At 68.6% G+C, this 13,909-nt stretch carries 14 protein-coding genes; 7 read left to right on the top strand and 7 right to left on the bottom strand.

Annotation, left to right across the window (positions count from 1 at the left end; translation table 11 throughout):
- Nucleotides 1–35: 35 nt before the first annotated feature.
- Nucleotides 36–335, top strand: coding sequence for a DUF1416 domain-containing protein (locus BLU38_RS09355; protein ID WP_091523416.1), 300 nt, complete (start codon nt 36–38; stop codon nt 333–335).
- A 109-nt stretch (nt 336–444) separates the two neighbouring features.
- Here BLU38_RS09355 and BLU38_RS09350 read toward each other — a convergent pair whose 3' ends face one another.
- The 3 genes from BLU38_RS09350 to BLU38_RS09340 form a co-directional block, all read right to left on the bottom strand.
- A complete protein-coding gene (locus BLU38_RS09350; protein ID WP_091523412.1) occupies nt 445–1,989 on the bottom strand; it encodes a dihydrolipoyl dehydrogenase family protein in 1,545 nt (514 codons plus the stop codon).
- 79 nt (nt 1,990–2,068) lie between these two features.
- A complete protein-coding gene (gene dtd / locus BLU38_RS09345) occupies nt 2,069–2,506 on the bottom strand; it encodes a D-aminoacyl-tRNA deacylase (protein WP_091523408.1) in 438 nt (145 codons plus the stop codon).
- A 43-nt stretch (nt 2,507–2,549) separates the two neighbouring features.
- Nucleotides 2,550–3,635: a ketopantoate reductase family protein gene (locus tag BLU38_RS09340; protein ID WP_091523404.1), complete on the bottom strand. Its 1,086-nt coding sequence runs from the start codon at nt 3,633–3,635 to the stop codon at nt 2,550–2,552.
- Between the two features lie 108 nt (nt 3,636–3,743).
- Here BLU38_RS09340 and BLU38_RS09335 point away from each other — a divergent pair, with 108 nt between their 5' ends.
- Nucleotides 3,744–4,241, top strand: coding sequence for a GNAT family N-acetyltransferase (locus BLU38_RS09335; RefSeq protein WP_157683332.1), 498 nt, complete (start codon nt 3,744–3,746; stop codon nt 4,239–4,241).
- Between the two features lie 64 nt (nt 4,242–4,305).
- Nucleotides 4,306–4,806 (top strand): FABP family protein, encoded by a 501-nt coding sequence (locus tag BLU38_RS09330; protein ID WP_091523400.1) that lies wholly within the window; start codon nt 4,306–4,308, stop codon nt 4,804–4,806.
- A gap of 4 nt (nt 4,807–4,810) precedes the next feature.
- On the opposite strand, the gene BLU38_RS09325 is transcribed toward BLU38_RS09330, so the two are convergent.
- The gene (locus BLU38_RS09325; RefSeq protein ID WP_091523396.1) at nt 4,811–5,584 is read right to left on the bottom strand and encodes an endonuclease/exonuclease/phosphatase family protein; all 774 of its coding nucleotides are present in this window, start codon (nt 5,582–5,584) and stop codon (nt 4,811–4,813) included.
- Nucleotides 5,581–6,357 (bottom strand): hypothetical protein, encoded by a 777-nt coding sequence (locus BLU38_RS09320; protein WP_091523392.1) that lies wholly within the window; start codon nt 6,355–6,357, stop codon nt 5,581–5,583. Before BLU38_RS09320 ends, BLU38_RS09325 begins: the two co-directional genes overlap by 4 nt.
- Nucleotides 6,358–6,640: 283 nt before the next feature.
- Here BLU38_RS09320 and ygfZ point away from each other — a divergent pair, with 283 nt between their 5' ends.
- Nucleotides 6,641–7,606 (top strand): CAF17-like 4Fe-4S cluster assembly/insertion protein YgfZ, encoded by a 966-nt coding sequence (gene ygfZ / locus BLU38_RS09315; RefSeq protein WP_091523388.1) that lies wholly within the window; start codon nt 6,641–6,643, stop codon nt 7,604–7,606.
- A gap of 60 nt (nt 7,607–7,666) precedes the next feature.
- Nucleotides 7,667–8,656: a phosphotransferase family protein gene (locus BLU38_RS09310; RefSeq protein ID WP_157683331.1), complete on the top strand. Its 990-nt coding sequence runs from the start codon at nt 7,667–7,669 to the stop codon at nt 8,654–8,656.
- A gap of 182 nt (nt 8,657–8,838) precedes the next feature.
- Here the strand turns inward: BLU38_RS09310 and BLU38_RS09305 are convergent, their stop codons facing one another.
- Nucleotides 8,839–9,810 carry an ERCC4 domain-containing protein gene (locus BLU38_RS09305; RefSeq protein ID WP_091523380.1) on the bottom strand — a complete coding sequence of 324 codons (972 nt, stop codon included), beginning with the start codon at nt 9,808–9,810 and terminating at the stop codon, nt 8,839–8,841.
- A gap of 94 nt (nt 9,811–9,904) precedes the next feature.
- Here BLU38_RS09305 and BLU38_RS09300 point away from each other — a divergent pair, with 94 nt between their 5' ends.
- Nucleotides 9,905–10,645: an HAD family hydrolase gene (locus BLU38_RS09300; protein WP_231920251.1), complete on the top strand. Its 741-nt coding sequence runs from the start codon at nt 9,905–9,907 to the stop codon at nt 10,643–10,645.
- Nucleotides 10,632–13,256, top strand: a complete 2,625-nt coding sequence (locus BLU38_RS09295) for a glycoside hydrolase family 65 protein (RefSeq protein ID WP_091523370.1) — start codon at nt 10,632–10,634, stop codon at nt 13,254–13,256. The genes BLU38_RS09300 and BLU38_RS09295 overlap by 14 nt, the downstream gene beginning before the upstream one ends.
- 4 nt (nt 13,257–13,260) lie before the next feature.
- On the opposite strand, the gene BLU38_RS09290 is transcribed toward BLU38_RS09295, so the two are convergent.
- Nucleotides 13,261–13,866, bottom strand: a complete 606-nt coding sequence (locus tag BLU38_RS09290; protein ID WP_091523368.1) for a TetR/AcrR family transcriptional regulator — start codon at nt 13,864–13,866, stop codon at nt 13,261–13,263.
- Nucleotides 13,867–13,909 lie beyond the last annotated feature (43 nt).

The following is a 13,909-nucleotide window of genomic DNA, read 5'->3' as shown; positions in this document are numbered from 1 at the left end:
ACCCCTTCCATCCACCACCCATCACAGGAGCGACCATGTGCGGCGCAACCACCAAGCCCGCCGATCTGGCCGGCGTCGATCTGTCCACCCAGGCAGTGATCCAGGGCCGCGTGCTGCGCGGCGGCAACCCGGTCGGCTCGGCCTACGTCCGGCTGCTCGACGCCAGCGGTGAGTTCACCGCCGAGGTGCCGACCTCCGACAACGGCGAGTACCGGTTCTTCGCCGGCGACGGTCGCTGGACACTGCGCACGCTGGCGCCCGGTGTCAGTGTCGATCGCGCCGTCGTCGCCAGCATCGGCAACGTCGTCGAGCTCGACATCGACCTCGACGCCTGAGAGAACTCCGCAGGACCAAGGGTCCTGAGTCTGTCGAAGGACTGTCAACCCAACCCTTCGACAAGCTCAGGGCCCTTGCTTGCGTTGAGGGTCCTTGCGCCCGGCGGTGTCAGCGCCGGCTGAGCAACGTCTGTTGCCGTTCGGACTGCTCGGCCTGGGCCGCGTTGTAGATCTCGTCGGACCAGGTCGGGTAGGCGTGCGGCACGTCGGCCAGTTCCCGGATCCGACCGCCGTGCTGCAACACCGTCGCCAACTCGGTGATCACCTCACCGGCCCTCGGCGAGACAACCGTGGCCCCGACCATCCGGCCATGACCGTTGCTGATGATCTTGGTCAGCCCGGCCGGTTCGTTCTCCGCGATCGCCCGGTCGACCCGCCGGTTGGAGGTGCGGATCCGCAGCCAATCGCCGAGCACGGCCCGCGCCGACGCCTCGGTGTGCCCGATCCGGCCGACCTCGGGATCGGTGAAGACGACCTGCGGGCCGAGCTCGTGGTGTGCCGTCCGGGCGCGACTGGAGGTGGCGTTGTTGCCGGCGATCTCACCGTCCAGGCCGGCCAGGCTGGCCAGCGGCCGACCGCCGAGGACGTCACCGGCGGCGAAGATCCGCCGGTTGCTGGTGCGCAGCCGGTCGTCGGTGTCGATGTAGCCGTTGGCGTTGGGAAAGACGCCCGCCCGGGCCAGATCCAGGCCGACCGTCGCCGGTCGACGACCGGCCGCGACCAAGATCATCCCGGCCTCGATCTCGCGCGCATCCGAGCGATCTGCCTGACCGACGGTCAACCGGCAGTGCTTGCGGTACGACGTCACGCGTTGGACCGTCGTGCCGGTGACGATCTGGACGCCCTCGTCGGTGAGCCGGGATGCGATCAGCCGTGAGACCTCCGGTTCCTCACGCGGCAGCAGCCGGTCCTGCTGCTCGATGATCATCACTTGACTGCCGAGCCGGGCGAAGGCCTGGCCGAGCTCGCAGCCGGTCGGTCCGCCGCCGATCAGGGTCAGGCGTTCGGGCAGGAATCGCAGGTCCCACAGGGATTCCGGTGTCATCGGGGCGCTGTCGGCAAGTCCCGGGATCGGCGGCATCGCCGGTGCCGAGCCGGTGGCGATCACGGCGCGGGAGAAGGCGTACGGAACGTCGTCGACCGTCAGCGTCGCCTCGCCGCCGAAGCGGGCCGTGCCGAACACGAGATCGATGCCCTGCTCGCGCAGGCTGCCGACCGACTCGTCCGGTGCGGCGGTGGTGATCCGGTCCCGGATCGCCTCGGTCAGGTGGCCGAAGTTGATGTCGGGCTCGACCGGAGTGATCCCGAACCGATCCGCGGTCCGCATCAGCTGCGCGGTCCGGGCGGCGGCGATCAGCGCCTTGGTCGGGACCGTGCCCGACCACTGTGAGCTCTGCCCGGGTCTGCCACGGGTCACCATCAGCACCCGGGCATCCGATCTCCGCGCGGTCCGGGCCGCGGCGATCCCTGCGGCGCCGGCGCCGACCACGATCAGGTCGTAGTGTTCCGGGGCCTGGGTCGTCGGGTCCTGCTGGGCCGTCCGGGCCTGCTGGCCGGACCGGCCGTGATCGGGCAACTTCAGGTCGTCGTGCTCCCCGTTGCCTGGCTGGGCATTCCCGCCGTCAGGTAGCGAGGTCGAACGTACGGTAGCCATCGAAGACTCCCTTCTCCGCCTCACCTCACATAGTCGCGCGTTCGGGGGGCGAAGCAAAGGGATTGCGCTGAGTGTGTCCTCAGCGTGAGGTATCGGAATCGAGAAGAATTGTCACCGGGCCGTCGTTGGTCAGCGAAACCTCCATCTGGGCGCCGAACCGGCCGGTCTCCACCCGGGCGCCGAGCTCTCGCAGGCACCGGACGAAATGCTCGACCAACGGCTCGCTGACCGGCCCGGGTGCCGCGGCGTTCCAGGACGGCCGGCGGCCCTTGCGGGTGTCGGCGTACAGGGTGAACTGACTGACCACCAGGATCGGTGCAGCCAGGTCGGAGGCGGACTTCTCATCGGCCATGATCCGCAGCGACCACGCCTTGGCCGCAAGTTTGGCCGCGACCTCCTCGGTGTCGTCGTGGGTGACGCCGACCAAGATCAACAAGCCCGGCTCGTCGACGGCGCCGACAACCACCCCGTCGACCTCGACGGCGGCACGGCTGACACGCTGGATCACCAATCTCATCAGGGATCTGGGCTCCTCGGAGGGTGCGAGCGGACCGGTTCGGTCAGACCGGTTCGGGCAGACTGGTTCCGGGCAGACTGGTTCCGGGCAGGGCGTCGCGTAGCTCGTCGGTCAGCCGATCGATCGTGATCGCTCCGGGCCGCAGGCCGTTGCGGGCAGCTCGGCGGGCGAGTGCGGTCAACCGGGCGTTCAACGGTGCCGCGTCGCCAGTCCGCCGAGCGATCAGGGCGATCTCGCCGTTCAGGTAGTCGGTCTCGATGGTGCCGGTGCCCCGCATCAGGGACTGCCAACTGGAGCCGCCGATCCGGTCCGGAGTGCCGGGCACCTTCGCCACCGAGAAGTGCGGCCGGCGGGCGGCGTTGTCGGTCTCGTCGCTGATGTAGCCGATGCCGGCCGCGTCGAGGATCCGGCGGGCCTCCGCTTCGGCGGCGCGGCGCAGGTCGCCGGCCTCGCCCGGATCGGCCAACAGGGCATCGAACACGTTGCCGAGATTGGAAAGGAGCTTGCGATACTTCCAGTCCATCACCGCGTCCGGGGTGGTGACGTGGCAACCGGCCGCATCCCAGTCCGCGGCCAGTCCGGACAACCACCGGGCGTCGGCCTCGCGGCGATCCGGATCGTCGGCAGGCAACGTCGGATAGCGTCCGAGATGGAAGACGCCGCGCTGCGGTGTGCCACGCAGGATCACCTCGCCGGGATCGATCATCGCGGCCGGCATCATCACGCAGGCGGCGTAGACCCGGGCGAAGTAGCGCAGCGCGATCTCCTCGCTGGCGACGCCGTTCAGGGCCGTGATGATCGGCAGCAGGTCGGCCGCCCGACCTCGTACGGTGTCGCCGTCGTGGACCTCGACGTCGGCCCACTGGTCGATGGCCGCCTCGGCCTGATGGGTCTTGGTGGTCAAGACCAGCACGTCATCGGGCCGCAGCACGACGCCGTCCGGCCCGGTCACCGTCGGCGGTCGCACCGAGACGGTCTCCTCGGGCGTCCGCAGCCGCAGACCGCCGGCTGCCATCGCCCGGCCATGATCACCCCGCGCGACCATCAGCACATCAGTGCCCCGGGCAGCGAGCAGACCGCCCACCGCGCTGCCGATCGCGCCCGCTCCGATGAACACATATCGCGTCACGGGTATCGACCCTATTCGTCGACCCGCTACGGTTCCCGCGCAGGTCCGATGTTCGGGCGGAGGATCGGACCTGCAGGAGCGGAGCGAACCTGCCGAAAGGGGCTGGGCGTGGAGCAGTTGGTGGTGCCGTACGCGGTGCGGACGGCCGAGCCGGAGGATCTGGTCGAGCTGGAATGGTCCGGCGGCGCCGAACACATCGACGCGTTGGCCCGTGCCGTCCAGCGCAGCTACGTCGATGAGATGGCGGTGCTGGTGATCACGGCCGGCCGATCAGGACCGGCCGGGACGGCGCGTACGGTGGCGGTCGGAGCCGTCGATCTGACCAAGCGACCCGGAGCCGGGGAGCTGACCATGCTCTCGGTCCGCGAGTCGTGGCAGTCGCTCGGTCTGGGCACCATCCTGATCGCTGCCCTGGAGGCACAGGTGCGCGGTCACGGGCTGACCCGTGCCGTGCTGGCCGTCGAACACGACAACCCGCGCGCTGCTGCGCTCTACCACCGCCTCGGCTATCGGCGGATCGGATCGGAGCTGGACGGCTGGCCGGTCGGGCCGAATCGGTCCTACGCGACGGTCAGCTTCCTGCTGGAACGCAACCTCGGCAACTGACCGGACGCCCCCGGTGCACCGGCTGACCAGCGGCCCGACCTCGGCGATATGCCATCCTTGAGCGGTGGCATTCGAGATTCCGTCCGACCTCAACCCGGAACTGGTCGCCCTGGCGTGGATGATCGGCAGTTGGGAAGGCGCAGGCAAGAGCAGCTATCCCGGCACCGAGGACCGCGACTTCGGCCAACGCATCGACATCAGCCACAACGGTGGTGACTTCCTGCACTACTTCTCCCAGACCTTCGAGGTCGACGAGGAGGGCAAGGCGACCAAGCCGCTGGAGATGGAGACCGGTTTCTGGCGGCCGCAGCGGGACGCGTCGCTGGAAGTGGTGATGAGCCACCCGAGCGGCGTGGTGGAGATCTGGTACGGCCACATCAGCGGCGCCAAGATCGAGTTGGCCACCGATGCGGTGGCACGGACCAAGACCGCCCCCGACTACACCGCCGGGCATCGGCTCTACGGCAACGTGGAGAGCGACCTGTTGTGGACCTTCGACCGGGCGGCCGAAGGTCATCCGCTGCAGTCCTACCAGTGGGGTCGGCTGAAGCGCGTCTCGTCCTGACCGGTCAGCCGTCGCTGAGGCCGAACGTCAGCCAGCCGTGGCTGTTGGCGTTGCGGACCTGATGGGTGCGGACGGTGTCGATCGTCGTCCCGCGACTCTTCCGCACCGCCGCGTGGTCGACCTTGGCACCCTTGCGCACGGTGAAGCCACTGAAGTGTGCCGCGCAGCTGTCGGCCACGGCGTTGAAGTCGCCAGCAGCGACCACCGGATGAGCCGTATGGGCGGCCGCGTAGCCCTCGACCCGGTTCGCCGATTCGAGCCAGGCACGGCGATTGCCACCGCCCGGACCACCGGGCGGAAGATGCACACCGATCACGTCCCAGGTCCGGCCGAGGTGCTGCACGACGACCACCGGATAGCGCCGCGGCGCCCGCTGCTTGCCGTTGTAGGACCACCCGACGGTCATCTTCATCAACGCCGTCGACGTGATCGCGACGTCGGTCCGGACGAGCATTGCGACGTCGGGAGCCTCCGCCCCGTACCCGCGGTGGAACTGGATCACCCGGTAGTGGTACTGCCGCCCCAGCCGGGTCAGATGCGGCCCGGCGTTGTACGCCTCACTGACGACCATCACCTGCGGCTTGACGTCGCGCAGGATCCGGCCGACGGCCGGCTGGGAAACGCTGCCCACATTGGCGATCGAGACCATGATCGGTGCTCGGGCGGCGGCCTCCGCGGATGGCCCGGGCACGGTGAGACCGGTGATCGCCAGCAGCACCGCGGTGATCGCCAGGACCAGCCGACGTAGCGGCCTGCTGATCATGAAGCTGCTGATCATGAAGCTGCGGGGAAGTAGGCCTTCGACCAACCGCGCAGCTGGCTGTGGGCGGTGTAGAGGGCGACGCCGACCCGGCCGTTGACCGAGGTGCCGATCACCCGACCCTCACCGAGGCTGATCGCGACATGGCCGGTCCCGCTGGAGTTGTGGTACCAGACCAGCGCCCCACGAGGAGGTACGCCCTGGTGCATCATCCCGCGGGACGCGAAGTAGTCCCCGCCGATCTCCGCGGTGCGCCAGCCGGATCCGTTCAACCAGCCGTACCGATTCCGCGCGAAGATCAGGCACTCGTTCTCCCAGGACGTGCTGCCGACCAGCTGGAAGGCCCGGCTGATCGCCCAGTCCGCGGTGTACGGGTTGGCTCGCGGCGGTGCGCCGACACCGTTGCAGCGGTCAACGACGTAGCCGGGGGAGTGGCCGTTGCGGACCTCGACGTCGGGCAGCCAGTAGCCGCCCACCATGAAGTCCCACACGTTGTTGGACCCGCGCGGGCCGCTGCGCGATTCGCCGGCGGTCTGGCAGAGGATGGTGACCTTGGTGCCGGCCTTCAGGGTGCCGATCCGGTGATACTTCGAATGCGGAGCGGCCCGCTTGATCACCAGTCCGTCACCGTCCTTGGCGACGGTGCCGGCCATGCTGGTCGGCACTGCGGTGGCCGACGGAGCGGTCAGCGCACCGGCGGCGGTGAGTGCTGCCGTCAGGAGAGCGACGACGATGGCGCGTCCGCGGCGGGGATGCGGCCCGACCAGGCGGGCGGCGATATCGGGGGTCATGGGCTGAGCATCCAGGACCGGCGTACATCGCCCGCACTTCAGCCATATGCACGGCGGCCCCGGGTGACCGGTTGGGGCGCTGCAGCGACCGGGCTCGGGACCCGTACGGCTTGGGCGTGCGGCGACGGTACCGTGGACGGTCCGGGAGCGTCGACGAACGCGAGCCGAGCCGACACAGCGGCCGGACCGACGCGGTCTCCCGCGGGTGCACCGAATCGGGAACATTCTTCCTCCCGGCGGTGCTGATCACTATGGACGATTCGACCAGTTGTGGAAGGACACGATGACAGCGGTACTCGTCGAGACCGGCCCGGACGAGGGCGTCGCCTGGCACTACGGCAATCCGATGCGTGAGCAGCGGGAGATCGCCGCCGGCCGTGGTCTGGTCGACCTGTCCCACCGCGGAGTGCTGACCGTCAGCGGCCCCGATCGGTTGAGCTGGCTACATTCCCTCACCACTCAGCACCTCACCGAGCTCGCCCCCGGTGTCGGGACCACGGCTCTGGTGCTGTCCGGAGCGCAGGGCCACATTCAACACACCCTGTACGGAGTCGATGACGGCGAGACGTTCTGGGCGCACACCGAGCCGGGCGCAGTCGGTGCGTTGGTCGGCTGGCTGGACTCGATGCGCTTCATGCTGCGGGTCGAGGTCGCCGACCGGTCGGCCGACTACGGCCTCGTCTGGCGCGCCGCGGGGCCGGACACCGACGACACGCTGTTGGTCCGGACCGCTGCCGACTCCCTCGGCGGGCAAGACCTGTTCGTCCCGCGGGAACGGATCGGCAACCTACTGCAGGCCGGCCCGACGGCCGGCACCTGGGCCTACCATGCGCGCCGGATCGCGGCCGGTGTCCCGCAGATCGGGGTCGACACCGATCAACGCACCATCCCCAACGAGATCGGGGTGCTCGGCGTCGCCGTTCATCTCAACAAGGGTTGCTATCCCGGCCAGGAGACCGTCGGCCGGGTGCAGGCGATGGGACGCCCGCCGCGGCGCCTGGTCCGGCTGCAATTGGACGGCTCGGCCGAGGCGTTGCCCGAGATCGGAGCACCGGTGTTGCTCGGCGAGCGACAGGTCGGCCGGATGGGCAGCTCGGCTCGGCACTACGAGGAAGGGCCGATCGGCCTGGCGCTGGTCAAGCGGAACACACCGGTCGACGCCGACTTCACCGTCGACGGCATCGCAGCAGCGCAGGAGGTGCTGGTCGACCCCGAGATCGGTGACCACTTCCGCGCCAACCTGCGCTGACGGCTCGCCGGCGGCTGTCCTCGCCGGCGACCGGAGCGCCGCCGTGCCATCATGCCAGTCATGGTGTCGGCGCCGGGCAGTGACGGCAGGCCGCTCGGGACGTACGCACAATGGCAGGCGTCCCGGTCGAGTGTGCCGACCTGTGAACTGGCCGATCTGGTGCGACGCGCGGTGGGATCGGAGCCGGTCCGGACCGAACGGATCCTGCAGGGCTACTCCAACGAGGTCTACCGGATCCGCACCGCCGACGCCCACGACGTGGTGGTCCGGATCCTCCGCTTCGACGACGACGTATCGACCGCGGCCGCAGCGGCGGAGGCTGCCACGATCGACAGCGCGCGGGCTGCCGGCGTACCGGCTCCGGAGATCCTGCTGCTCGACACGGTTGAGGTGGACGGGGAACAGTTTCCCGTCATGGTGCAGCGCACCGTCGCCGGCGATCCGCTCGACGCGGTGATCGACCGACTCAGCCATCGGCACCGACATGATCTGCTCGTCGAGATCGGCACCGTGATCGCCCGGATGAATGCGATCGTCGTCGCCGGCGACCGCGACTGGGTGACGGCGATGACAGCCGCGCGTGCCGGGCGAGTGGGCCAGCGGGACAAGATCATCACCGCCGGCTTCTCGGCCCGCGACGTCGACGAGATGTTCGAGTTGCTCGATGCCTACATCCGCGATTTTCCCTGTGGCCACTGGATCCTGAGTCATGGGGACCTCAGCCTCAAGCACATCTTCGTGACCGTCGACGCCGATGCCGCGCTGCCGCGGGTCAGCGGAATCATCGACTTCGGCGACTGGCTGCCGGGAGCTCCGGTGCACGACCTCGCCGTGTTCAGAGTGCGCGAACCACAGCTGGAGCTTGAACCGCTGTTGCGCGGCTATGGAAGGTCCGCCGACCCGTTGTTCCGGCGTCGACTCGATCTGCACACCGTGCTGATCGCGCTCGGCTCACTGGCCTTCGGCGTCGACGAGGGCGACCGCCGTGGCGTTGCACGAACGACCGATCAGCTCCGGACGGTGATCGCTGATCTGACCGGCGGCAGCTGACCTGAGACCGGCCCTGCGGTCGCAGCCTGAATCCACCGATTTGCGGCTACTGCGTGACCCCATCCGGGCACATCGGCGGCGTTGCCGCCGCTCAACGGTCAACCAGACCGCTCTCGCAACGGCAACTTGCCGATGCACCCGACTGGTGCCGCTCGCGACGCCGCAGATTGGTGGATCCAGGCTCAGCCGTGGGCGGCGAACCAGGCGTCCCGGACCGTATGCGGGATGCGTCCACGATCGGGGACCTCGATGCCTCGGGCGCGCGCCCAGACCCGCAGTTCGGAGGCCGATGGCGGCCGCGGTCCGAGTTGTGCGACAGCCTCCGGGGCGGTGGCGATGTCGGCACCGATCCCGGTGTTGGCCCGCCGGGTGCGCCACTCGGTCAGGCAGGCGCCGAACCATCGGTAGACCCATTCCTGTGCCAGTGACCGGTTCTCCAGGAAGAGGATCGGGACCGTGGGGAACCGCGCCTGCGCCTCCGCGAGCGCCTCGGCGGTCGAGGTGCTGCGGCCGCCGGGGATCTTGAAGACCTTGCTGTAGCCCTCCTCGACGACGACCGCGGCGTACGGAAGAGCAGCGAGATCGGCCAGCAGGTAGTCCATCCGGCCGCCGAGCAGGGTGCCGGAGAGGTCGGCGACCGTCTTCCGCTCGACGGTGCCGACAATCTCGTCGTCCTCGAGCACGGCGTAGTCACCGACCGTCAGTCGTTGCCGGCGGACCTCGGCCTGCTGATGGCTGAACTTGTACGGATACTTCTCGCCGCTGTCGACGACGATCTGCAACACCTGACCGTGTGCCCGGGCGGTCGGCAGACTCACCTGCGGCCGTGCCTGCTTGGCGGTCCGGGCCGATTGCCAGAAGATCATCTCCCGACCGCGAGCCCTGGTCAGGACGAACTGCGAGCGTGCCTCCCGCTGTCGGGTCAGGACCAGATCGATGGCGGCGCCGCGTTTGCTCACCGTCCGGATCGGCAGTCGTTCGACGATCTCGGCGTCGTCCGGCCAGCCGGTGGCGCGGTGGCAGTAGACCTTGGAGGTCCGCGGCCAGGTTTCGCGGGCCTTGAGCACCAGACCGCCGTCGATCGGGATCCGGATCAGATAGGGCAGCGACGAACCTTCCTCCGGGTTCCGGGCGATCAGGAGGTCATCGGGCATGCGGTCAGCCTGGCACACCGGTCCGGCGGCGTGTGGACGCCGTTCAGCCTCCGATGGTCGAAGATTCACCGACCCAACCCCTAGGCTGACTGCCGTGACCACAACGCACGGAGCGCTCACCCCGTACGACGCGGTGCTGTTCGACCTGGACGGCGTGCTGACCCCGACCGCCGAGGTGCACATGCGCGCCTGGGAACGGATGTTCACCGCCTTCCTGGCCGAGCGGGGCGACCAGCAGCCCTACACAGACTCCGACTACTTCGACTACGTCGACGGCAAGCCGCGCTATGACGGCGTCCGCAGTTTTCTCGCGTCCCGGTCGATCGAGTTGCCGGAGGGTACGCCGGAGGACTCACCGGAGACCGAGACGGTGTGCGGGCTGGGCAATCGCAAGAACGACGCCTTCGCCGAGGTGTTGCGGACCGACGGCGTGCAGGCCTACCCGGGGTCGGTGCGGTTGGTCGACGAGCTGCTCGAGCAGGGCAAGGCGATCGCGGTGGTGTCGAGTTCGCGCAACGCCCGGCCGGTGCTGGAGGCTGCCGGTCTGATCGACCGGTTCACCGTGATCGTGGACGGCGCGGTCGCCGCCGAGCGATCGTTGCCGGGCAAGCCGGCACCGGACACGTTCGTCGCGGCGGCCGAGGATCTCGGCGTCGCCGTCGACAAGGCGGTGGTGGTGGAGGACGCGTTGTCCGGGGTCGCCGCCGGCAAGGCGGGGGATTTCGGGCTGGTGGTCGGCGTCGACCGTGGCGTCGGTGCCGACCGGTTGACCGGATCCGGTGCCGGCCTGGTGGTATCCGATCTCGGAGAGTTGGTGACCGATGGAAACGCCTGAGACGCTCATCGAACCGAGCGGACCGGACAGCAACACCACCGATGCCCGGGACCTGCCCGGCGGGGCCGTCGGCGATCAGTTCGCCGCCACCGTCCCCGAGATCGTCGGTGACGCCCGGCCCGGCGCCGCACCGGATCAGCCGGAACCGACCCGTGACTATCTTGATCGACTTCGATTCCCGGTCGACGAGTGGAAGCTGACCGAAGCCTCCTACAGCGCCGATGATCTTGGTACCACCGAGACACTGTTCGCCGTCGGCAACGGCTACCTCGGGCTGCGCGGCAACGTCGAGGAGGGTCGGGAGACCCACACCCACGGCACCTTCATCAACGGGTTCCACGAGACCTGGCCGATCCGGCATGCCGAGGAGGCCTTCGGCTTCGCCCGGGTCGGGCAGACCATCGTCAACGTCCCGGACACCAAGACGATGAAGCTCTACGTCGACGACGAACCGATGTTGCTGTCCGTTGCTGATCTTGAGGATTACGACCGCACGCTGGACTTCCGCAACGGCAAGCTGACCCGCGAGATCGGCTGGCGGACGCCCGGTGGCAAGCGGGTGCGGGTCAAGTCGAGTCGGATGGTTTCCTTCACCCAAAGGCATCTGGCGGTGATGGAGATGGAGATCACGATGCTGGACGAGGCGGCCCCGGTGGTCGTCTCCTCGCAGATCCTCAACCGGCAGGACGGCAAGGACGAGTATCACGTCAAGGCCGCTGCGATGGGTGAGGGCTGGGACCCGCGCAAGGCCGAAGCCTTCGACAGCCGGGTGCTGCAGCCGCAGAGCCACTGGCACGGCGACGACCGGATCATCCTCGGTTATCGTTGCACCAATTCGGAGATGACACTGGCGGTCGGTGTTGATCATCTGGTCGAGACCGACAACGTGTACGAGGCGCTGATCGACGCCGAGGACGACATGGGCAAGATGGTCGTCCGGGCCCAGGCCAAGCCTGGGGTGCCGATCAAGATCACCAAGCTGGTGTCGTACCACACCTCCCGCGGCGTCCCGGTCCGTGAGCTGGTCGATCGGTGCCGACGGACGCTGGACCGGACCCGTGATCAAGGAGTGCAACGGCAGTACGACGATCAGCGGGCCTGGCTGGACGCGTTCTGGGAGCGGTCCGACGTGGAGGTCGCCGACAACCCCGGCCTGCAGCAGGCGGTCCGGTGGAATCTCTTCCAACTGGCCCAGGCAGCCGGCCGGGCCGAACAGTCCGGGATCCCGGCCAAGGGCGTCACCGGCAGCGGCTACGGCGGGCACTACTTCTGGGACACCGAGGTCTACGTGCTGCCGTTCCTGATCTACAGCACGCCGTCGATGGCCCGCAGTGCGATGCGCTTCCGCTACAACCTGCTGGATGCGGCGCGGGTCCGGGCCGGTGACCTCGCCGAGCGCGGAGCACTGTTCCCGTGGCGGACGATCAACGGCCACGAGGCATCGGCCTACTACGCCGCCGGCACCGCGCAGTATCACATCGACGCCGACATCTCCTATGCCCTGTGGAAGTACGTGGCCGCCACCGGCGACTACGACTTCCTCTACCGACAGGGCGTCGACATCCTGGTCGAGACCGCCCGGATGTGGACCGACCTCGGCTTCTGGCGGGAGAACGGCGACGGCGCCTTCCACATCCACAGCGTCACCGGACCGGACGAATACACCACCGTCGTCAACGACAACCTGTTCACCAATGTGATGGCTCGGTACAACCTGCGCAAGGCGGCCGAGGTGGTCTCCGAGATCGCCGAGCGGGCACCGCAGGAGTATCAGCGGCTGGCCCTGCGGCTGAAGCTGGAGACCGATGAGATCGAGGAGTGGGCGTCGGCCGCCGAGGCGATGCACATCCCGTACGACGAGGGTCTCGGCATCCATCCGCAGGACGCCCACTTCCTCGAACGTGAGGTCTGGGATCTGGCCAACACCCCCAACGACCGTCGGCCGTTGCTGCTCTACTACCACCCGTTGGTGATCTACCGGTTCCAGGTGCTGAAGCAGGCCGACGTGGTGTTGGCGCTGTTCCTGCAGGGTGATCACTTCACGCTGGAAGAGAAGAAGGCCGACTTCGAGTACTACGACTCGATCACCACCGGTGATTCGACGCTGTCCGGGGTGGTGCAGGCGATCATCGCCGCCGAGGTCGGCTATCACAAGCTGGCGCTGAACTACTTCACCCAGGCGCTGTTCGTCGACCTCGCCGACCTGCACGGCAACGCCAGCGACGGCGTCCATGTCGCCAATGCCGGGGGCGTCTGGACCGCGCTGGTCTCCGGCTTCGGTGGCCTGCGGGACTACAACGGCAAGATCACCTTCGATCCGCGGCTGCCCGACGAATGGCCGTCGCTGACCTTCCGGTTCACCCTCGCCGGCACCCGGGTGAAGGCGGTGCTCACCCATGATCAATACGAGTTCGTCGCGGAGAACGGGACCGAGGCCAGCTTCTCGGTGCGCGGCACCGCGGTGACCGTCCGCTGCGGCGAGCCCGCCGTCACGGTGCCGCTGGACGGTCAGGGACCGCGGATCGATGCGGAGAAGGCGTTCACCACCCGCGGCCGCCGTGAGGACGGCAGCCTGATCACCGCGTCGGTGCCCCGTTCCGGACGACCCTGAGGAGTCAGCAGAGGAAGCGTCGGAGGGCGTCGAGTTGCGCGGCCAGCAGGGCGCGCTCGTCGTCGGCGGACGCCGGGTGCTGGACGCCCCAGCGGTCGAACGCCTCCAGCAGGGCCAGGGTGGCCGCGGCCTGCAGGTCGATCGGTAGGTCGGCCCGGAGTGTGCCGGCCGCCCGGCCGACCGCCAGCACCTCGGTCAGCCAACCCCGGACGGCCGCCAACGGACCCGGGTCCGCGGCCGTCCGGACCGGAGCATCCGGCAGATACAGCATCCGGCCGAGGTCGCGATAGGCCGGGTCCCGCTGCAGGACGACGGCCAGGTCGGCGATCATCCGGTGCGCGGTGTCCCAGAATGAGTCGCGGAATTGGGCCGGCGTGGGAAATGACGATGCCGCGGCGATTTCCGCGGTGAGATCGGCGACGCACAGATCGTAGAGATCGGCCTTGGAATTCAAGGCGTAGTAGAAGGAACTCTTGCTCATCCTCAGGTCGCCGATGATCCGGTTCAGCGAGGCCTGTTCGTAGCCCTGGGCGGCGAACTCGGCCGCTGCACGGCGCACCAGATCGTGCCGCCGATCGGTCGGCATCCTGCCAAGACTCGGTCGATCCATGCAGGAGACAGTAGTCCAGGCTCAGCATCCGCGATTCCTCGGG

This window comes from Microlunatus soli (assembly GCF_900105385.1).
Classification (GTDB): domain Bacteria; phylum Actinomycetota; class Actinomycetes; order Propionibacteriales; family Propionibacteriaceae; genus Microlunatus; species Microlunatus soli.
Note: the sequence above shows the minus strand (reverse complement) of the source record. Positions and strands in the feature narration are given on the sequence as shown.

Bases quoted from the DNA above. Each gene is read 5' to 3' on its own strand.
- BLU38_RS09355 (WP_091523416.1), top strand. From the start codon at position 36: ATGTGCGGCGCAACCACCAAGCCCGCCGATCTGGCCGGCGTCGATCTG.
- BLU38_RS09350 (WP_091523412.1), bottom strand. From the start codon at position 1,989: ATGGCTACCGTACGTTCGACCTCGCTACCTGACGGCGGGAATGCCCAG.
- dtd (WP_091523408.1), bottom strand. From the start codon at position 2,506: ATGAGATTGGTGATCCAGCGTGTCAGCCGTGCCGCCGTCGAGGTCGAC.
- BLU38_RS09325 (WP_091523396.1), bottom strand. From the start codon at position 5,584: ATGATCAGCAGCTTCATGATCAGCAGGCCGCTACGTCGGCTGGTCCTG.
- BLU38_RS09320 (WP_091523392.1), bottom strand. From the start codon at position 6,357: ATGACCCCCGATATCGCCGCCCGCCTGGTCGGGCCGCATCCCCGCCGC.
- ygfZ (WP_091523388.1), top strand. From the start codon at position 6,641: ATGACAGCGGTACTCGTCGAGACCGGCCCGGACGAGGGCGTCGCCTGG.
- BLU38_RS09310 (WP_157683331.1), top strand. From the start codon at position 7,667: ATGGTGTCGGCGCCGGGCAGTGACGGCAGGCCGCTCGGGACGTACGCA.
- BLU38_RS09305 (WP_091523380.1), bottom strand. From the start codon at position 9,810: ATGCCCGATGACCTCCTGATCGCCCGGAACCCGGAGGAAGGTTCGTCG.
- BLU38_RS09295 (WP_091523370.1), top strand. From the start codon at position 10,632: ATGGAAACGCCTGAGACGCTCATCGAACCGAGCGGACCGGACAGCAAC.
- BLU38_RS09290 (WP_091523368.1), bottom strand. From the start codon at position 13,866: ATGGATCGACCGAGTCTTGGCAGGATGCCGACCGATCGGCGGCACGAT.